The 18,388-nt window shown below is 44.7% G+C and carries 20 protein-coding genes; 8 read left to right on the top strand and 12 right to left on the bottom strand.

From position 1 onward, the window contains the following. Positions 1–204: 204 nt before the first annotated feature. The gene (locus LU351_RS15365; protein WP_232594973.1) at positions 205–741 is read right to left on the bottom strand and encodes a DUF3429 domain-containing protein; all 537 of its coding nucleotides are present in this window, start codon (positions 739–741) and stop codon (positions 205–207) included. A 372-nt stretch (positions 742–1,113) separates the two neighbouring features. On the opposite strand from LU351_RS15365, the gene LU351_RS15360 reads away from it, so the two are divergent. Beyond that, complete coding sequence (locus LU351_RS15360) at positions 1,114–2,205, top strand: DUF481 domain-containing protein (protein ID WP_232594975.1); 1,092 nt, start codon at positions 1,114–1,116, stop codon at positions 2,203–2,205. 27 nt (positions 2,206–2,232) lie between these two features. Here the strand turns inward: LU351_RS15360 and hisA are convergent, their stop codons facing one another. Further along, positions 2,233–3,006, bottom strand: a complete 774-nt coding sequence (gene hisA, locus LU351_RS15355) for a phosphoribosylformimino-5-aminoimidazole carboxamide ribotide isomerase (RefSeq protein WP_232594972.1) — start codon at positions 3,004–3,006, stop codon at positions 2,233–2,235. A gap of 489 nt (positions 3,007–3,495) precedes the next feature. Between hisA and LU351_RS15350 the strand changes: the two genes are divergently transcribed. Further along, a complete protein-coding gene (locus tag LU351_RS15350) occupies positions 3,496–3,906 on the top strand; it encodes a TraR/DksA family transcriptional regulator (RefSeq protein ID WP_232594971.1) in 411 nt (136 codons plus the stop codon). A gap of 111 nt (positions 3,907–4,017) precedes the next feature. Here the strand turns inward: LU351_RS15350 and LU351_RS15345 are convergent, their stop codons facing one another. From LU351_RS15345 to purE, 4 genes are all read right to left on the bottom strand, one after another. Beyond that, entirely contained in the window at positions 4,018–4,953 is a 936-nt protein-coding gene (locus tag LU351_RS15345; protein WP_232594970.1) for an RES family NAD+ phosphorylase, read from the bottom strand. Then, positions 4,940–5,311: an MbcA/ParS/Xre antitoxin family protein gene (locus tag LU351_RS15340; protein ID WP_232594969.1), complete on the bottom strand. Its 372-nt coding sequence runs from the start codon at positions 5,309–5,311 to the stop codon at positions 4,940–4,942. Before LU351_RS15340 ends, LU351_RS15345 begins: the two co-directional genes overlap by 14 nt. 112 nt (positions 5,312–5,423) lie before the next feature. Further along, positions 5,424–6,512 (bottom strand): 5-(carboxyamino)imidazole ribonucleotide synthase, encoded by a 1,089-nt coding sequence (gene purK, locus LU351_RS15335; RefSeq protein ID WP_232594968.1) that lies wholly within the window; start codon positions 6,510–6,512, stop codon positions 5,424–5,426. 169 nt (positions 6,513–6,681) lie between these two features. Then, a complete protein-coding gene (gene purE / locus LU351_RS15330; protein WP_232594967.1) occupies positions 6,682–7,167 on the bottom strand; it encodes a 5-(carboxyamino)imidazole ribonucleotide mutase in 486 nt (161 codons plus the stop codon). Between the two features lie 504 nt (positions 7,168–7,671). Between purE and pgm the strand changes: the two genes are divergently transcribed. The 4 genes from pgm to LU351_RS15310 all read left to right on the top strand — a co-directional run bounded on the left by pgm (position 7,672) and on the right by LU351_RS15310 (position 12,529). Further along, a complete protein-coding gene (pgm, locus tag LU351_RS15325; RefSeq protein ID WP_232594966.1) occupies positions 7,672–9,354 on the top strand; it encodes a phosphoglucomutase (alpha-D-glucose-1,6-bisphosphate-dependent) in 1,683 nt (560 codons plus the stop codon). Positions 9,355–9,647: 293 nt separating this feature from the next. Beyond that, complete coding sequence (locus LU351_RS15320; protein ID WP_232594965.1) at positions 9,648–11,183, top strand: GGDEF domain-containing protein; 1,536 nt, start codon at positions 9,648–9,650, stop codon at positions 11,181–11,183. A gap of 152 nt (positions 11,184–11,335) precedes the next feature. Next, positions 11,336–11,695 (top strand): MerC domain-containing protein, encoded by a 360-nt coding sequence (locus LU351_RS15315; RefSeq protein WP_232594964.1) that lies wholly within the window; start codon positions 11,336–11,338, stop codon positions 11,693–11,695. Between the two features lie 12 nt (positions 11,696–11,707). Next, positions 11,708–12,529: a ZrgA family zinc uptake protein gene (locus tag LU351_RS15310; protein WP_232594963.1), complete on the top strand. Its 822-nt coding sequence runs from the start codon at positions 11,708–11,710 to the stop codon at positions 12,527–12,529. Positions 12,530–12,543: 14 nt separating this feature from the next. Here LU351_RS15310 and LU351_RS15305 read toward each other — a convergent pair whose 3' ends face one another. Then, complete coding sequence (locus LU351_RS15305) at positions 12,544–12,981, bottom strand: hypothetical protein (protein WP_232594962.1); 438 nt, start codon at positions 12,979–12,981, stop codon at positions 12,544–12,546. 1 nt (position 12,982) lies between these two features. Then, on the bottom strand, positions 12,983–13,690 hold the full coding sequence (locus LU351_RS15300) for a DUF3299 domain-containing protein (protein WP_232594961.1): 708 nt from the start codon (positions 13,688–13,690) through the stop codon (positions 12,983–12,985). An 86-nt stretch (positions 13,691–13,776) separates the two neighbouring features. On the opposite strand from LU351_RS15300, the gene LU351_RS15295 reads away from it, so the two are divergent. Both LU351_RS15295 and LU351_RS15290 read left to right on the top strand, forming a co-directional pair. Beyond that, positions 13,777–14,502 (top strand): ATP-binding cassette domain-containing protein, encoded by a 726-nt coding sequence (locus tag LU351_RS15295; RefSeq protein ID WP_232594960.1) that lies wholly within the window; start codon positions 13,777–13,779, stop codon positions 14,500–14,502. Further along, positions 14,502–15,695, top strand: a complete 1,194-nt coding sequence (locus tag LU351_RS15290; RefSeq protein WP_232594959.1) for an ABC transporter permease — start codon at positions 14,502–14,504, stop codon at positions 15,693–15,695. Before LU351_RS15295 ends, LU351_RS15290 begins: the two co-directional genes overlap by 1 nt. Before the next feature lie 63 nt (positions 15,696–15,758). Here LU351_RS15290 and LU351_RS15285 read toward each other — a convergent pair whose 3' ends face one another. The 4 genes from LU351_RS15285 to LU351_RS15270 all read right to left on the bottom strand — a co-directional run bounded on the left by LU351_RS15285 (position 15,759) and on the right by LU351_RS15270 (position 18,277). Beyond that, entirely contained in the window at positions 15,759–16,127 is a 369-nt protein-coding gene (locus LU351_RS15285) for a thiol-disulfide oxidoreductase DCC family protein (protein ID WP_232594958.1), read from the bottom strand. Positions 16,128–16,319: 192 nt separating this feature from the next. Then, positions 16,320–16,661 carry a DUF5615 family PIN-like protein gene (locus tag LU351_RS15280; protein ID WP_232594957.1) on the bottom strand — a complete coding sequence of 114 codons (342 nt, stop codon included), beginning with the start codon at positions 16,659–16,661 and terminating at the stop codon, positions 16,320–16,322. Further along, the gene (locus LU351_RS15275; protein ID WP_232594956.1) at positions 16,661–16,885 is read right to left on the bottom strand and encodes a DUF433 domain-containing protein; all 225 of its coding nucleotides are present in this window, start codon (positions 16,883–16,885) and stop codon (positions 16,661–16,663) included. The genes LU351_RS15280 and LU351_RS15275 overlap by 1 nt, the downstream gene beginning before the upstream one ends. Positions 16,886–17,101: 216 nt before the next feature. After that, on the bottom strand, positions 17,102–18,277 hold the full coding sequence (locus tag LU351_RS15270; RefSeq protein WP_232594955.1) for a dihydrolipoamide acetyltransferase family protein: 1,176 nt from the start codon (positions 18,275–18,277) through the stop codon (positions 17,102–17,104). Positions 18,278–18,388: the final 111 nt, after the last annotated feature.

Raw genomic sequence — 18,388 nt, 5'->3', positions numbered from 1 at the left:
AATGGATCTTTTTCATCTAACTTGCGATACCTGTCATCTAAATCAAAAAAGCCGGGCTGAGACATAGAAGGAAACTCTTGAAATTTTTGAACAGTGAGATTATATCAAAGTTGGGCTATTTTTAGAGGTGCCCTTTAGTGTTTTTCCTTCCTAAATGCAATTTTCAATTGTTTTTGATTTCTAAGTGAGTGTCGTCGCTTCTTCTTAAATAGTATGAATACTATTAAACCAACAGAATAAATGTGAAGCGGCAACAATCCATGTCAGTTTTTGTCTCATAGCAATATAGAGTGGATATTTGTAATGTGAGCAGTGCGTTTCCCAATAGAAGAGGACAATAAAGCCTAGAGCGGCTAAGGCGATACCAATATTTTGAGGTAACAGAAAGCTGACCCATGCCCACAGTGAAAAGACAATAGCCATAGTAGTGTGAGCGCTTGCGGATACGGTGGATAGAGGTGACTGGTTAGTTGATGAGGTATCGCTTTCGTCCTGTGTTGAAGAGGCGCGATGTGCTTCCAATCCTTGATACCATAAGCTTCCTGCTAAGAATGACAGAATAGCCGTACTGTAAGCCCTGAAGCCAGTTATCATCAGCTTTTCCAAATCGGGTGCAATCCATGGTGCAATCGCCCCTACGATAAAGGGGAGTAGTCCTGCGTAGCCAAGTTGCTCAACTTGAGATGGAAGAAAATTCGTATGGTGGGCTTGATTTGAAGAATGAGGAAGAGGGTTAGACATGGTTTTCTGAGCCTAGTTTGGTAAATCATCTATTTTGGAGCCGGTGTCTATTTATACCGCTCTTTTGTTTTTTGGGGTAGCTATTGTACGTTTTATTCGATCATCTGGCCTAAATTAAGTTTGCTATGCAGTTCAATACTCTGATGAGCTGTAAGTTGATAAGTATTGAGAGCAGAGCCTGCTTATGGCAGTGAACCTTGTGGTCGTTCTGTTATCTGATCAAAATATTGGGTTAAAACACGACGATAGATTCGATAAACTGCCCACTGATATCCCGTAGAGAGTCGTTTTGAATTGAGTGAGTTGAATTTAGATAGCGGGTTGTTTTGAATTGAGTGAGTTGAGTTTAGGTAGCGGGTTGTTTTGAATTTAATGAGTGTGTTGCGGTACGACGGTTATCGTTGGTCATTATGGGGCCTTTTGTTATTGGGTGTTTCGTCATTGGGATTAGGCAGTATTGCCCCTTATGTTTTTGCGGGTGAGTTATTGCTCACGAATGGTGATCGCTTATCGGGTGAGTTAGAGGTAATTAAAAAAGATGTGATCATTTGGCGTTCACCAACGCTTGGTGAGCTTTCAATTGATAAAGTACACATTGGTCGTTTTTCTACTGCTCGTAAGTTTAAAGTAACCGGGTACGATTCGGCCTGTCGTATATTGGAAGCTACATCGGAGCGCGTGATTTATCGCTGTGAGGAAAACCGCAAAGGGTTTAGTCGTGTGCCATTATTAACTATGGCAAATGTGGCACCTTATGAAAATCATAATGAATACACAGATTTTTATCGGGGAAAGGTATCGGTTGCAGGGGCTGATTCAAAAGGGAATGAGGTGCGTTCGGATTGGGTGGTGTACTCAGGTCAAGAGTGGCGTCGAGGAGACTTTCGGCATAAACCCGAGTTGCGTTATGAAAGCGAATCGGCCAACGACATTTCAGTTCAGCAAAAATATGAAGTGGATTATGCCCTTAGTTGGTTTTACCAACCTCAATGGTTCTTGGTAGGCGATTTGGGCGTCGATTCTGATGAGCAAAGTAATATTGACTATCGATATAGTGCTTCTCTGGGAATGGGATATCAGTTTTGGCAAAATGCGGCCTCATCCCTATCGATAGAGGCAGGTTTAAGCCATGTCTTGGAACAATTCGATGATTTTGTGGGTGAGGATGGCAATGTTGATCCGGATCAAGACCCCTTGGATCGTGAATTTACTTCCCTCAGCTGGTCATTAAACTTCGACTATCTATTGCCGTTTTCTACGCGCTTTACCCATGAGCACATTTTATTGTATTCATTAGAAGAGAGTGAAGATTGGGAAGTGGAGACCCGCACGGGGATCAGTATTCCCATTGGTGGTGGTATGCACTCCGACTTTCAGTTGGAATACGATTACGATAATTTACCGCCTGAAGGCACAAAAGAAAGCGATCGAAAAGTCAGTATCGGCATTGGATATGAATGGTAACGCCTCTCTTTTTTAAAGGGTCCTTTTTTAAAGAGTCCTTTTCTTTTGATTATTATTCCATTCAACACATTCTGCTAAGGTGATACCTTTTCCTCCAAAGATATCCAGCGCACTACCAATAGTGAGATCCACTTTGCCATCGGAAAGTTGGGAGACAGATTGTAAGTCATCCAGTGAGCGTGCGCCGCCAGCATAAGTAACGGGAATGGTGGCGAACTCCCCCAATAATTGAACAAGATCATGATCAATGCCCTGCTGAAGACCTTCGACATCCGCAGAGTGGATTAAAAATTCATCACAGTGCTCACTTAATTCAGACAGTGTTTCTCCATTTACGGGCAAGCTGGTAACGGTTTGCCAACGATTAGTGGCGATATGCCAGCCATCGTGAGTGCGACGACAGCTTAAATCCAATATGAGGTGTTCGCGCCCGGTAATGGATTGAATGGTATTAAGCCTATCCCAAGAAAATTGCTCGTTCTCAAATAAATACGAAGTCACAATAACGTGGCTCGCGCCTGCTTTAAGATATAACTCTGCATTTTGATCGTTGACGCCGCCGCCATACTGCAAATTATTTGGCCAAGCACGGAGTGCATTGAGTGCTTCCGTTTCATTGCCAGGACCAAGTGCAATAACATGCCCACCTTTTAATTGATTTGCTCGATAAACTTCTGCGTAATAGGCCGCGTCGTGATGGCTGACGAAGTTTGTTGTGGCGCCGTTGTCGGTCAAGCTGCCCCCGACAATTTGTTTTACTTTACCGTTGTGTAAGTCAATGCATGGTCGAAATAACGTCAAGGTGAATTCCTTAGGGTGTTTTTTAGACAGGCTGTTTGCCCTCTATTTTTAAAACGTTTGATTTTAAGAGGTTTGACAGGCAGCGTAATCAAAAGCAGTATACTTTTCTATTACTATGTGGAAGTTCTATTTGTGAGTCGAAATGCGTGTATTGATCATATTGTTATGGGTTGATCATAGCGGCTAATATCTGTTCGCTTAGGGCTTATTTAAGTATATAGATATTGGTTAACTGACACACAAAGTATTCAATTTAACAATTGATGCAGTATAGCGAAACTCTCACCCGCCGACAAAAATAGGCATGGGGAGAGTTGTGTTCTATAACCTAAGGTATTCAATTTTTTTTGAGTAAGCCTTGGCTTTTTGATTATGTTTGTGTTTAACACGCATTTAGCAGTGTTCTCTGCAGAGATAATGAAAAGCGTCATAATACCGAAACACGAAGCGGTTACTAATGCTCCGTCATTTTAAAGAAGGATAGATATTATGCTGACCGAAGAGCAATTGTTATCGATGCCGGATGAAGAGTATATGAACGAGGAGCAGCTGGAATTTTTCAGACATCTCCTTAATCGCAATATGGAAGAGCTCAACGAGCAGTTGGAAAATATTCGAGTGTTTATTGGGGAGCCTGAGCGCCAGGCCGATGAGCTAGATCAGGCCCTCTCAGAAGAAGACAACCGAAATCGATTACGTATGGCGGATAGAATTACTAAACTTAAACGAAAGGTAATTAAGACGCTCAATAATATTGATGATGGTGATTATGGCTACTGTAAAGTCAGTGGTGAGCCGATAGGTCTTAGGCGATTGTTGATTCGCCCGACAGCTGAACTCTGTGCAGAGGAAAAGGCTCGTCAAGAAAGCCGTGAGCATCATTTTATTAAAGTGCGTTGATGTTGGTTGCTGTGTTTCAAGTTGCGCTATCTGGTGTTGAAAGTGTGATGTTAACGGTGTATCAGTGAAGACAATGCCTAAACGAAGAAAAACATTTTCGTTTGAATTCGTTTAGGCGGGGCTGGGAAGTTTTCCATCGCACAAAAACACCTCGGCATCAAAGGTTATCAGAGAGTTTGAATCCGCTAAATACCCTATCCCATCGTTGAGCGGTGAGCGGTAATAGGTACCGCTGAACGTGACTCTATCTTTGGTTAGCTCACACAACCAAGGTTGTTGTTCAAGGGGCTGCTGGCAGGTCAGCGCCTCTTTCGTGAATAAAGCGACGTTGGTTCCTTTCGCTTGGCAGCGTGCTGAAGTGTATTCAAACGCTTCTATTCCTAGTTCTCGCATCCATGACCCAAGCTCTTGGCAGCTCTCATAATTTGAGTGGTGCAGTAACTCTTCTTCATAGGCATTAAATGGGGAGCGTTGTAATTGGGCGCCTTTTTCACTGCGGTAAGTAGCGGAAAAAATGAGGTGTTGGCTGTTGAGCTTACCGGTTGGGGGTGGTGTTTCCATACCATGCCAAAAAATGAATCGATAATACGCACACTCTGCTAGCAACGTTTGTATACTTTTCGAGCCATAGAGCAAGCTGGGTTCAAAGCGGCGGCCAAAGCGCGAACCCCATAGTAAGGGTGGATATCGGAACGGTGTGGTTAGCAGGTAATGCCATCCATTGTTAGTGTTAACATTGTTAGTGTTAACATTGTTATTGTTAAGAGTACTATTATTAAGAGTACTGTTGTTAAGAGTATTGCTGTTAAGAATGTTGTTGTGGAGATTATTATCTTGAAGCTTGTCGTTTTGATGCGATGACGCCTCTTGCTTTGGCTTACTGGCTTCCAGTAACTCTTCAAACAGGGATTGCTCTTCTAATGAGTCCACTAAACTTTGTGTGGCTACCTGTTCTTGGCTTTCAACAATTCGCCAAAACTGACCTGAGATGGTTTGGTGAAAGGGTTGGGTAATTCGGGTTTTCCAGTCTTTGCTAGATTTTTCCACGTATGGCGTCCAAATATTCAGTTACTCGGCTGAGCCCCTGAACATTGGTTACTAACTCCTTAGGAACACCGTTGAGGTGGTGGTTTGAAGTGGTAAACCAATGCTTCATATTGTCATCATTGCCCCCCACTAAAACATACAGTGATCGATAACAACGAATTAATAACAGGGCAAGCTCACCGGGCTTGCTTGTTGGTTGTAGGCCACGATGTATGCTGGAGCGGTCGCGACCAATAACGGTACTTAATTCTTCTTGAGATAACCCTAAAGACTTGGCTGCTCTTAGGGTGGCTTTTGCCAGAACATCGGCGCTTTCAATGGGGTTGCTGGTAATCGAGTTGGCGGGAGCTGTGGACATGAGAGGCGTCTCCTTGTTGCATATGATCATTTATACCATTTTTTGTGGTAAATGCAATGCGGCGGTCAATAATGAGACGACTCAGATCTCTATCAGCTCGAATGCAGGTACGTCAGCGAACCTGTAATTGCTGGCATGTCCAGTCAATGACTCTGCGATAGGCCTCTGGCAGAGTGGGTTTTAGCCCCTTCAATTGTTCAACTAATGCATCTTGATTGAATGAACAGAAGTTTATGTGTCCTACTTTTCGGCCTGCTCGAACACCCTTTTGATACCAATATACTTCTGCCCCCGGCACGGATAGCCAACCTGGTGTAAATTCGGTTCCTATCAAATTGATCATCACCGCATCCCCTTTCAAGGTAATGGGGGCAAGTGGCAAACCTGCTGTTGCGCGTATATGCGCTTCAAACTGGCTATAACTGGCGCCGGCTTGGGTCCAATGGCCGCTGTTGTGGACTCTCGGTGCAAGCTCGTTGATCATGAGTTGATCTCCAAGCCGGAAGGTCTCCATCGCCATAACACCTACATAATCCAGTGCCACTAATATCTGAGTCAGCATGGATTCGGCTTGTGTCTGTAAGGCTTTAATGGTGTCTTGTGAGAGAAATTTAGGTTGTGCAACCGATGCCATTAAGATGCCATCGACGTGTAAATTCCAGGTAATGGGATAGAAGAAAAGCTCTCCCTCACGGGTGCGAACCCCCACCAGAGATACTTCGTCATCAAAGTTGATGGCTTGCTCGGCGATGGCTTCGTTCTCCCACCCATTGGGAATATGGGGGTTGTCACCGAGTTTTAACCAGTGCTGACCACGCCCGTCGTATCCGCCTGTTCGGCGTTTGAGTAAGACTTTCTCTCCTAATGTATTGAGCAGTTGTTCAGCCGATGCTTCATCGGTAACCGGCTGCCAAGGCGCGGTCGATAAATGCAACTGGTCGAGTAGCTGCTTTTGGCTTAATCGATCGGCAAGACGGCCAAATACACTACCATTAATAAAATTAGGATGCTGCGAAAGGGTTGCTGTGATAGGGGTTTCTGGCCATTGTTCACGTTCGGCTGTGACCAAATCGTTTGGCGCCAGCAGAGGTAATGTATCGGAATGAATATCGACGGGTTTTACTGATATTCCCAGTGGTATGGCAGATTGTTGCAGCATAGCACCAAGCTGGCCATTACCTAACACCCAAATAGTAGACATAGTTTTTCTCTGATGAGTTTTTCTAATGCGTTGTTTCTTGGTTGTCGTATTGAGCCAGGTTTCTATAAAAAATGTCTCTTAAACGTTTACTCACCAAGGTTTGATAAATTCAGAGCGTTTAAGGGAATTCCTAGGTTCCTGGCGAAATAGCGGCTTTTTTATCGTCAATTTAGCGAGGATCAGGGTTTTCTAATACCACCTGAGTCTGTTGTTGTCGAAATGCGTCGATTTTGGCCGCCAGCGATGTGTCATGGTTAGCCAAAATTTGTGCCGCTAATAAACCGGCGTTGAAGGCCCCGGCGGTGCCAATAGCGAGTGTGCCAACGGACACGCCTTTGGGCATTTGAACGATGGACAGTAGGCTGTCCTGACCATTTAGAGCTTGGCTTTGAATCGGTACCCCAAGCACCGGCAAGCGGGTCTTTGCTGCGATCATGCCCGGTAAGTGTGCAGCACCGCCGGCTCCTGCAATAATGATCTCGAAGCCTGCATTGGCAGCAGACTCGGCAAAATGAAACATTTTGTCTGGAGTACGATGGGCGGAAACCACTTCCACGTGATGGCTGACACCGAGTTCAGTGAGAATCTCACTGGCCGATTGCATGGTGGGCCAATCGCTTTTTGAGCCCATAATAATTGCAACTTTCACCGACATGGCGTGTTCCTCGCAGGAAATAGGTATCGAACAAGTGTGTTGTGCATTGTGAGTGGAATGAGATTACCGCTTCAAGGTTGCCAGCAACAGAACTTTTCGATGACTGTGGGTTAAGAGGCCGCGCATTATATAGAGAGTTTTCTCTGTGAACAAAACGTGTCGATATGGTCAGCTTTTTAGGCGGGAGCTTTTCTGAATATTGGAAGTTTTCCTGTCAGCAAACACGAGGAAAGCCGTTGTTGTTAAAGTTGGTGTTAAATATGGCTGACAGCGTCGTTAGCGTTATTTGAGTGTTTGCAAATTTCAAAAGATGTGGTTAAAAAATGGCACAATGTCTCAATTAAGTTGGCGGCCTAGGCCACAAAATCATCAGCTTTTTAGGTGCAAATGAGCTTTTTTCTACTATTTTGAGTCTGCGTGACGCAATATTTGCTTCTGTACAATATTCTCCGTAAATGTAGAGTTGAAATTCATTTGGAACGAAAACAACTAGGATAGAAAACCATGACATTGCATGCTCTTGCGGGAAAGTCCGCTCCTCGATCTTGCCTTACGAATATTCCAGCATTAGTGGCTGCGTATTATCGTCAGCAACCCGACTTGGGTATTTATCCTGAGCAAAAAGTTTCCTTTGGTACTTCTGGTCATCGGGGCAGCGCTTTGGCCACGACCTTTAATGAAAATCACATTGTGTGCATTACGCAGGCGATTGTGGATTATCGGCAGGAGCACCATATATTCGGGCCAGTTTACGTCGGGAAAGATACCCATGCGTTGTCTGAGCCCGCTTTCCTATCTGTGCTGGAAGTGTTGGTGGCAAATGGGATTACGGCGCGCATTCAAAAAGGTGGTGGGTATACCCCAACGCCTGTGATATCCCATGCGATTTTGACCCATAACGCCTCTCACGGCGAAGCAGAAAAAGCCGATGGAATTGTGATTACACCGTCTCACAATCCACCTCAGGACGGAGGGATTAAGTATAATCCACCTATGGGGGGGCCCGCCGATAAGGACGCGACGGATTGGATTGCCCAGAGAGCGAATCAATATTTATCCAATGGCTTAGAGGGCGTCAAGCGAGCAGGCATTGTATTAGGTGAGTCTGTATTGGATGAGTCTGTATCGAGCGGAGCCGGTTCCAAAATAGAGCCGTTCGACTATATCGAACATTACGTTAGTCAGTTGGATAACGTCATCGATATGGAAGCAATTGCGAAAGCGGGCATTAAAATTGGCGTGGACCCAATGGGCGGTTCTGGTATTGATTTCTGGAAACCGATCGCCGAACGGTATGGTTTGGATATTACCGTGGTGAATGAAGTGGTAGACCCAAGCTTCCGATTTATGCCGTTAGATAAAGACGGAAAGATTCGAATGGATTGCTCGTCTCCTTATGCGATGGCGAATTTACTGGCTTTACAAGAAGAGTTTGATATCGCGGTGGGCAATGATCCTGATTATGACCGCCACGGTATTGTTTGCCAAGGTTCAGGCTTAATGAACCCCAACGCCTACCTAGCTGTGGCCATTCATTATCTTATTGAACACAGACAAGGTTGGTCGAAAGATCTGTCGTTCGGTAAAACCTTGGTGTCTAGCGGCATGATTGATCGTGTTGTTTCGGCGGCAGAGCGCAGCCTGTGTGAAGTACCGGTCGGGTTTAAATGGTATGTCGATGGGTTATTCAATGGCGAGTTGGCGTTTGGGGGGGAAGAGAGTGCGGGGGCGTCGTTTTTACGCAGAGATGGCACCGTCTGGAGCACAGATAAAGATGGGTTTATCTTAGCGTTATTGGCAGCCGAAATTTTAGCAGTTACCGGTAAAGATCCAGCGCAGCATTATCAGGCTTTAACCGAAAAGTTTGGTAACCCTTTGTATAAGCGTATAGACGTTCCGGCAAGTTTAGAGCAAAAGCAGAAGTTAAGCTCAATGAGTGAGCAGGATGTAAGCCAATCGGAGTTGGCTGGGGATCCGATTGAGAAGGTGTTAACCACCGCGCCGGGTAATGGTGCAGCGATTGGTGGGTTAAAAGTACAAACGGCCACTGGGTGGTTTGCGGCTCGACCCTCAGGAACGGAAGATATTTATAAAATTTATTTGGAAAGCTTTGTGTCGCAGGCGCACTTAGAGCAATTGGAGGAGGGCGCAAAAGCGTTGGTGGATCAGGTATTTGCTAAACCTTAATGTTGTCACTTTCCATACTCATAGTTCTAACTTTTAGTTCTAACTTCCCATACTCATAGCTCTATAGGTATGGTTGAATAAATACTGCTTTTGCATACTGTCGTCAGCACTGCGGCGACAGTATTTCCCCTTCGTTGATTATCTCGACGTCTACTTTACGCTCGTTGAATTTCGTTCGTTTTTTCTTCATTAATAGTATTTGTTGGCAATGGGGACTCTATACTGAGTGCAAACAGAGCGTAGTGTCGTTTCATGCGCCTAAATCATTTTTTATTCTTAGTATTTTTATTGATATGACTCACATAGTGGAAGTGGCCAGCAAGCTTGAATCTCCCAGTCAATCATTGTCGTTTGTATCGCACTTGGTGTGGTTGCTTTGGACGACGGCATTGGTGGGTATGATGGTAATGATTTCTCATGCCATTGAGTTTGATACGCTAGATGTTACGGTTATTTGGCCTGCAGGCGCGGCGACATTATGGTTGTTTATCCGCTATGGGCCGGTATCCATTGTGCCTTCTTTTCTGGGCATGGAGTTATACCACCTCTTTTTTATGGGGGGTTATGAATTAAGTTTTCCTTTCCTCACCCTCGCGAATGTTATTGCGGTTATTATGGCCGGGCATGTTTACCTTCGTTATGGTGGGTCTCGTTACAATATTTCTGATATGCGATCAATCATGCTGTTGGTGTTTGTCGCGGCTATTATTCAGAGTGTTTTGGCCAGCTTATTAGGCAATATCGTATTGTCTTTTTTTCACGATTTACCCTTTTCGACTTCTCAGAAATTATTTTTTCGTTGGATAAACGCCGATATCACGGGCATTATTTTGTGTTGCCCGGCGTTAATTTCTGCGACTTCGTTTCAAAGTTGGTCTCCTGCTCGTTCCGATTATTGGCCTCCGTTTCTGGTGATGCTTGGTGTGGTGTTGGTAATGGGGGGGATGGTATTTTCTGGCTTTGCTCAATCATTGAGCCAGTTTCCTGTGGTGTTGTTGTCCATGCCTGCGTGTATTTGGTTGGCTCTGCGACGAAATACAGCGGCAGTAATGGTGTGTTTGATGGGTGTCATCACTGCTTGTTTGTTCTTAACCGTACTTTCTTTGGATACCTTCAGTGAGGCCGAGTTTATTGCTTTGCAAAGTTACGGCGCCATCATTATGACCAGTTGCTTGCTATTACATGCCATTCGTACCGATCGTGATAATGCGATTATGGCTTTGGCACAGCAAAAACAGCACCTTGAATACACGGTGCAAGAACGTACAAAAGAGCTTCAACAGCAAATCGCAGAAACACAAAAGTTAGCGGAAGAGTTAGAGCAACAAGCCAAAACAGATTACCTCACACGATTGCCGAATCGACGCGCTTTTACAGAGTTTGCACACAAAGAACTACAGCGATCTGCCCGTTACCATGAGCCTTTATCATTACTGCTAATGGATGTGGATTATTTTAAGCGTATCAATGACCAATTTGGGCACTCGGTAGGGGATGGTGCATTAATCGCTTTGTCTAAACTCCTCGGTGATCGAATACGAGAAAATATTGATGTGTTATCACGGGTTGGGGGTGAAGAATTTAGTGTTTTGTTACCGAATACTGACCAGCCATCGGCAGCGGAGATGGCAGAGCGATTACGTCAGTCGGTAGAACAATTAGAGTTTGAACATGAAGGGCATCGCATTGTGTTGACAGTGAGTATTGGTATTGCCTGTACAAAGCAGGCCGATAATTTTGAAAAGTTAGTGGGGCTTGCTGATAAGGCGATGTATCGGGCCAAATTTAATGGACGCAATCGTGTGGAGTGTGCGGGGGAATCGGTCTAATTAAATGAGCTTAGTCAGCAGTATGTTGTATTGGGTCGGAGATGGTTTTTTGCTTGATACTCATTGAATGATTTTTTGTTATGTTATAACGTTTGCTTTGTGATTTATTCAGGTCTGCTGGTAGAAGGCAACCCAAAAACGGAGAGTATCTTTTGAAAGACCACGTTGCGTCCCTGTGTTCTGGTTTGTGTTTATTGCATTGCTTGCTAGCGCCCTTTGTTATCGCTTTGGGAGGGCTCGGGATAATTTCCAGTATTTTGTCGTCAGAATGGGTACATATTTTGTTGGTGATCCCTGTGGTGATACTGGTATTGCTGAGTATTCCAAGTGGGTATTTACAGCATAGGCATTATTTACCCGGCTTGTTGGCCATTTCAGGTTTGTTGAGTGTGTTCGGTGGGTTGTGGTTTGAAGAACAGGAGGTCATTTTCACGGCAGCGGGTAGCCTTTTATTGATTGCGGGGCATCAAAGTAATCGTTATTTTTCCCTAGCTCGCCCGGTAGTCGCGTAAACCGGGTATGACATGATGAAGAAGAAAGTAATGAGTGGTAGAGCAGTTCAATTCGGATCGGCCATAGGGGTAATTGTGTTAGGTGTGCTGTCTAGTGTAGCGGGATTGCACAGCACGGATGCTTACTCGCACAATGATGCTCCTGAAAATGCGCATAACGATTCACTCGAGAGTCATTCACCCGATGGCGATAGTCATTCACTGGATAACCCTTCATTGGGTAAAGACCATGACCATGAATCTGAGTGGGCGTTATCTGACGCCGAAGAGGGCAGTCATGAGCATGGTAAAGCAGAGGTTAACATTGCTGTTGAGGGTAGTGTGATTACGATGGAGTGGGTGTCGCCTGCGGATAATATCGTGGGCTTTGAACACGTCCCCACCACACCGCAGCAATTGCGTCATGTGAAAGATATGTACAAAACGTTGCACCAGTTTCCTGAATGGGTAGAGGTCAATATTCCCTGTGAGGCAACCAACACCAAAGTGGTTTTTCCTGAGCGATTATTGTCTTCATCATATCAAGAGGATAATCATGATGAGCATGAGCATGAGCATGAGCATGAGCATGAGCATGAGCATGAGCATGAGCATGAGCATGAGCATGAGCATGAGCATGAGCATGAAGAAAACCATGCCTCGGAAAGCGCACACTTTGATATTACTGTTAATTACTCAATGACGTGCAAAGAAATCAACAACCTAAAAGCATTAGGTTTTGAGTCTTTGTTTGCTCGATTTGCTGGCCTTGAAGAAATGGATGCCCAGTGGATACACGGTGGACGTCAAGAAGCTGCCGAGCTGACACCGGATAAAGCGAAATTGATTTTCTAGTCTAAAAAAAGCGCTTAGCCCTTATCTGTCGCACTAATGTAAATAAACTGAGTTTTCTTATCACCCGTATTTTCACTGGTGAGTGTCAGTACGATGTAGTGTGCGCCGGATTTGCTGACAGTGAAGTTCAATTCGGCATTGTGATTGCTGTCTTTAATGGTGAATTCATTATCACCCTCAATTTTCACCGCCTTTGAAGAAGGCTTGAGAGATAGCTTCATGGTGTCACCACGTGATAGCGATGATAGCGCGGCAGATACGGATACTGCCTCACCACTCGAAACACTCAACATGGACGGGGCATCAATTCGCACCGATTGTGTGAGAGTCTGTTGACTTGCAAAGTGGTTTTGCAGTCCAAAGCCGCCTAGGGCATGGTACTCACAGGCTGTTGCAGTCTGATAGCTTGCAAATCCAAGCAAGGTCAGCAGGTATCCTAGGGTTTTTATCATTCTAGTAATCTTCATAGGGCAACACATCGTGAATGTTCATGGCATAGGCGGAAGTGGCTGTGTCATTCTCCACGACTTGCGTTTTCAATGTACCTAAGAGCCAAAAGGGTTCGTACAAAGACTTTAAGGTAATGCCTTTTTCGTACTTCACATAAATGATTTGATTTGGTGGCGGAGGTGGCTGATGCAAACAAGCACCGAAGTACGGAACCAAAAAAAACTGAGTGACGAGTTTATTTTTATCAAATTCCAGAGGAACGATAAACCCGGGAATTTTTACTCGACGGTTGTGAAACTCGGGTCGAACGTTGGTGGACACTAACGCTTTTTCATAGTCGGTAAGTTGATCGTCCATTAGGGAGTCATTCAAGTTGGGCGATATTTGAAGATTACTCTCTAGGCTGTCTTCAGACGAACCATCTTCAATTCCTCCGAGATACTCTGGCGGAGCCAGTAAAGCTTTTAAATCGTCTTCGGGAATGAGTACTTCCCATTCAATTTCTTCGAAGGGTTGTTCTGCTTGTGCTTGTGGTGCTTCAGCGGCAAGCTCTTCTGGTGTGAGATTCGATGCCTTTGTCTCTGCACTAAGCACAGTTGTTGAATAGAAGCTAAGTAGCGTTAACAGCATAAATAATAGACGCTGGTGGTTTTTTCTGTTTCTGTCTTTTGAAGCGTTAATCTGTAAAGCGCTTGTAATATAAAAAGGCATAACAACACTCATCTTAATTCTTTCCTGTAACGGTATAACATACCATAATGGAAAAGTTTGTCCTAATGAGGGTAGTTTGCGCTTCTATGAATCAGAATCAAGCGGTTATTGAACTGAAAGACATTCATTTTTCCTATTCAGCATCCACAAGTGGGTCTTCCTCCGATAATAATGTGGCGGCTCAACAGTCGTTGATTTTGGATATTCCTTCTTGGGCAGTGCCCAAAAAAGAGAAGGTGTTTCTGCATGGCGCCTCTGGTGCTGGTAAATCGACGTTACTTAATCTGTTAACAGGCATGAGGGAGCCGGATCGTGGTGAGGTGTTGGTGATGGGAACATCACTCTCATCAATGTCGTCGTCAAAGCGTGATCAGTTTCGAGCAAAACACATTGGCGTTGTATTTCAGCAATTTAATCTTATTCCTTATCTCAGTATTCGAGACAATACTCGTTTGGCCGCGCACTTTTCTGGTACGAACGACAACGTATTATTAGAGCGTATTGACCATTTAAGCCATGCGTTGGGTGTGAATGAATTTGTGGATAAAAAAGCATCTGAATTAAGCGTAGGGCAACAGCAGCGTGCGGCCATACTACGCGCGATGGTGAACGAGCCAGAAATCTTTATTGCCGATGAGCCGACGTCGGCATTGGATGATCAAAATAAGCAACGCTTTATCGAAGTATTATTTAATCTAGTGGAAGAATTAAGTATGACATTGGTCTTGGTGAGCCATGACAGCAGTTTGGCTCAATACTTTTCAACGGTGCAAGATATTTCAGAATTAAATAAAGTCATGGGGGCATCGTAGTGTTTTTCTCAGTTGCATGGCAAAGCCTTTTGTACCGTCGAGGCTCGGTTGCCTTGGCGATTTTTTCACTAACGGTCAGTGTTTTTGTCATGTTGTCTGTGGAGCATGTTCGTCAAGAAATGCAATCGGGTGTGGAAAAAGCCATATCCGGTGTGGATCTGATTGTAGGTGCGCGTACAGGTGAATTAAATTTATTAATGTACTCGGTATTTCGTATGGGAAATGCCAGTAATAATATTCAATGGCGAAGTTTCGAAGCCATTCAAAATCATAAGCAGGTAGCCTGGGCTGTACCGATTGCTCTTGGGGATTCTCATGCAGGTTATCCGGTGCTTGGCACCACAGAGGCGTATTTTGATGCGCTTAAAGTGGGGGAAGAAGAACCACTAAAATTTCAACAAGGGCAATCCTTTGCTAATACCATGGAGGTGGTGTTAGGGGCACAAGTGGCTCATCAATTGAAGTATCAGCTTGGAGATGAAATTATTCTTTCCCATGGTACAGGGAAAACCAGTTTTCAAAAACACGATAAGCATCCGTTTACCATTGTGGGAATCTTATCAGCCACAGGCTCCCCAATTGATAAATCTATTCATGTTAGCTTAGAGGGCTTAGAGGCCATACATGCGGCTGAGAATAAACCCTATCAGCCGACCACTACGGCTGCTAAGCCTTCTGTCACGGCGGTATTTGTAGGGCTTAAATCGAAATTGGCTGCGTTTAAAGTACAGCGACAAGTTGGTGCGTATCGAAAAGACCCCTTAATGGCGATATTACCGGGCATTACGTTGGCCAAGTTTTGGCAAATGATGGGTTCGGTGGATATCGTGTTAAAAGTCATCTCCGGTATTGTATTGGTGTCTTCGCTGCTTGGGTTAATGTCTATGATTGTGGCAGGCGCTCGTGAACGCCGACAGGAAATGCATTTATTACGGATGATTGGGGCTCGCCCTTGGCAGATATTGGGGTTTATGCAGGCTGAAATATTGTTGGTGTGTTTGATCAGTATTGCGGCGGCAGTTACGACTTTAACGTCAGTACTATGGGCTTTTCAGACCTACATTTTCAATTCCACAGGTTTGTTAATTGGGCTCAATATCTTTACACCCAGGGTTTGGGTGATTTTAAGTTTGATTGTGTTGAGTACAATGTGTGTTGGGTTTGTTGTGAGTGTGGCGAGAGGAAGAGATTAAGAATACACTTAAAATAGCCAATGTGTTATACCTCCGTAGCTCCTGATTTAAAGGCAACACTCATTACCAATGTTTAAGAGTGCGGTTCCACACGTACAGTAACTTGGCAAAAATATTGTAGGTTTTATTGAGTACCCATCGTAAACCGGGAATTTTAGAGATTTTTGCTTTCCACTGTTCCCGTGGTGAGTTTTCCCAAATAGCAATAAACGCTTCATACCCCACTCTTAGGTTTCCATATGTATCAATAACATGCAATCGCTCACGGACGAATTCTAAATCGGCATTGAGGTGTTTGGCTTTTTCATTGTCGAGATGAACATCTTCCCACTCGATTCCGCAAACGGTACTTTTCTTTTTTTGAGCGGATATCCCTGCATCGCATACGGGGCATGCTGAATTATAGAAAACTCGGATTTTGGGGGTTGTCATAGATGGTGTCTGATATTTATTACTGGGAGGGGACTCCCATTAGGGTTGGTGTTGGTAGGCAGAAAATACATATTAATTTCTTAGGTCTTTAGAGGGTGATGTCTTTGTCTTATTGATAAAAGGTTGATTTATGTTAATTGATAAATTTTAAAAATACTATTGAGGGCTGAGGTGCTGGCTGTGAAATGTAATCTACCCTCCGTTAAGAAATAACAGTCCCTGCTGAGGAGTATTGATAAACTGGAATATTAGATTCTTATTATTCCTTACCAATGCCTCGCTGGCCTGTAATCTGGAATTTCCAATCTCAAGGCGAATTACTTTTGGAGGCGGGCCGAAACGCTTCCAGTAATCCACAAAGTCTTTATCTTTGGTAAGCAGGGTCAGGCCGTGTTCTTTAGCATACTCCCAGACTGCTGTGTCGGGCGCCCCTTCTCCTAAAGATGGTAGTCTGGCGACGGCAACGGTATCTTGAAAATCATTATTTAGCCTTGCAGCTAATTTATATGACAAATTTTCATCTATCAGAAGCACTAAGCTGCATTCCCTTTTGATAGGTGATGAGCTGCATATCCAATGGCGGCTCGAATTTTGATTTCATCAAGACTGGGGAAGTCGCTTATAATTTCGCCATAAGTCATGCCTGAGCTAAGCATCTCTAAAATGCTTTCTACGGTAATTCTCGTACCTTTTACACAGGGTTTTCCGACCATTACATCGGGTTTGCATTCGATCCATATTCCACTGTTATTGATCATTAAGTCAGTCTCCCGAATACCTTGTCTTGTGATAAGAATGGGTGGTATTCAATAGTCTAAACTGTGGAGTAAATTAGTGTCTAGCGGCTTATATTGGGTTGCTATGTGGACCATCTGGCATAACAGGCGGATAACTAGGTGAAAATTAAGAAAGTTTACAAAGCGGTTTAAAAAGAGAAAGAGCGAGAGAAGAACCTCTCGCTTTGATTGAAAGGGTTATTCTGGCAAATTTAAATCATCAATAATCGCTTGTAAAAAACGACTGGCTTCGCCACCGGTAATACAGCGGTGGTCGAAGGTGAGAGAAAGGGGCAGCATTCGGTGATTTTCAGCGTGCCCTTCTTCGTTCAGTACGACTTGGTTGAAGAAAGCGCCGGTGCCAACGATGGCGACCGCCGGGGGCACCACTATAGGATTGGCGTATCGACCCCCAATCGTGCCGAAGTTCGATAAGCTGATGGTGGAATGCGTCATTTCCTCGGCAGGGATGGTTCGATTTTTTACATCTTCACGAAGGCAATTTAATCCTTCTCGTAAATGGTCTTCACTGCGCTCCCCCACATTGCGCAAGACTGGTACGAATAATCCGTCGGGAGTGTCCACCGCAATACCGATATCCACGGTAGAAATGGTTCTTAAGCTCATTGCATTGCCGTCGTACCAAGCGTTGAGATTCGGTTCTTTTTTACAGGCGCGGGCGATGGCTCTGCACATGCGAATCGTGGTGTCTTTGCTTGTCCAATGTTGAATGTTGGCATCATCGTGCAAGCTTACGGGCACGACTTCGGAGTGGGCCAGCTCCATGGTTTTTGCCATGGTGCGACGTGTACCGCGCAGTAACTGAGCTGGGCCATGTTTGCGATCTAATTCGTGGGCAGATTCGATGTCTTTGGCGGTAATTAACCCATTAGGGCCAGAGCCATGTACGCTGTTGATGTCTACTTCGAGTCGCTGAGCCAGTGCTCTAACCGCCGGCGTTGCCGATGGGGATTTTCGTCCGGCATTTGGGTCTCTTAATGCGGCTCTTTGTGAACTTTGCGGCGCGGGGCTGGCGTTACTAATATTGCCAGTACCACCAATAATGAAATCATCGGTGTGTTGGTGCTTTTTATCGGCATTGCCTTCTATTTTTCCAACGACGGTGCCGGCATCGCTGCCGTCATCCACAAATTCGATGAGTGGTTCTCCCACATGTAAAAAATCCCCTTCTTTACCAAAGACTTCTGCGATGGTGGCATCACAGGGGGATGGGATTTCGACAATGGCTTTGGCCGTTTCCACAGACACTAATTTTTGATCCACTTTTACGGTGTCACCAGGTTTTACATGCCATTCCACCACTTCGGCTTCTTGCAGCCCTTCGCCTAAATCGGGCAATCTGAAATATTTCACAATGGCTCCTTTCGTGCTTTTTTAATTGTTATTTTCTGTAACGTATTCGGTTGGGATAGTGCGGTGAAGCTAGATGTTATGTTTTCCGGGGCCGCATGAATCCATCCATGG

The organism is Marinibactrum halimedae (assembly GCF_021234875.1).
GTDB lineage: Bacteria > Pseudomonadota > Gammaproteobacteria > Pseudomonadales > Cellvibrionaceae > Marinibactrum > Marinibactrum halimedae.
Note: the sequence above shows the minus strand (reverse complement) of the source record. Positions and strands in the feature narration are given on the sequence as shown.

What these genes read in the sequence shown, in the direction of transcription:
- LU351_RS15365 (WP_232594973.1), bottom strand. Translation starts at nt 741, where the DNA reads ATGTCTAACCCTCTTCCTCATTCTTCAAATCAAGCCCACCATACGAAT.
- LU351_RS15360 (WP_232594975.1), top strand. Translation starts at nt 1,114, where the DNA reads ATGAGTGTGTTGCGGTACGACGGTTATCGTTGGTCATTATGGGGCCTT.
- LU351_RS15350 (WP_232594971.1), top strand. Translation starts at nt 3,496, where the DNA reads ATGCTGACCGAAGAGCAATTGTTATCGATGCCGGATGAAGAGTATATG.
- LU351_RS15340 (WP_232594969.1), bottom strand. Translation starts at nt 5,311, where the DNA reads ATGTCCACAGCTCCCGCCAACTCGATTACCAGCAACCCCATTGAAAGC.
- purK (WP_232594968.1), bottom strand. Translation starts at nt 6,512, where the DNA reads ATGTCTACTATTTGGGTGTTAGGTAATGGCCAGCTTGGTGCTATGCTG.
- purE (WP_232594967.1), bottom strand. Translation starts at nt 7,167, where the DNA reads ATGTCGGTGAAAGTTGCAATTATTATGGGCTCAAAAAGCGATTGGCCC.
- pgm (WP_232594966.1), top strand. Translation starts at nt 7,672, where the DNA reads ATGACATTGCATGCTCTTGCGGGAAAGTCCGCTCCTCGATCTTGCCTT.
- LU351_RS15320 (WP_232594965.1), top strand. Translation starts at nt 9,648, where the DNA reads ATGACTCACATAGTGGAAGTGGCCAGCAAGCTTGAATCTCCCAGTCAA.
- LU351_RS15310 (WP_232594963.1), top strand. Translation starts at nt 11,708, where the DNA reads ATGATGAAGAAGAAAGTAATGAGTGGTAGAGCAGTTCAATTCGGATCG.
- LU351_RS15305 (WP_232594962.1), bottom strand. Translation starts at nt 12,981, where the DNA reads ATGATAAAAACCCTAGGATACCTGCTGACCTTGCTTGGATTTGCAAGC.
- LU351_RS15300 (WP_232594961.1), bottom strand. Translation starts at nt 13,690, where the DNA reads ATGCCTTTTTATATTACAAGCGCTTTACAGATTAACGCTTCAAAAGAC.
- LU351_RS15295 (WP_232594960.1), top strand. Translation starts at nt 13,777, where the DNA reads ATGAATCAGAATCAAGCGGTTATTGAACTGAAAGACATTCATTTTTCC.
- LU351_RS15285 (WP_232594958.1), bottom strand. Translation starts at nt 16,127, where the DNA reads ATGACAACCCCCAAAATCCGAGTTTTCTATAATTCAGCATGCCCCGTA.
- LU351_RS15275 (WP_232594956.1), bottom strand. Translation starts at nt 16,885, where the DNA reads ATGATCAATAACAGTGGAATATGGATCGAATGCAAACCCGATGTAATG.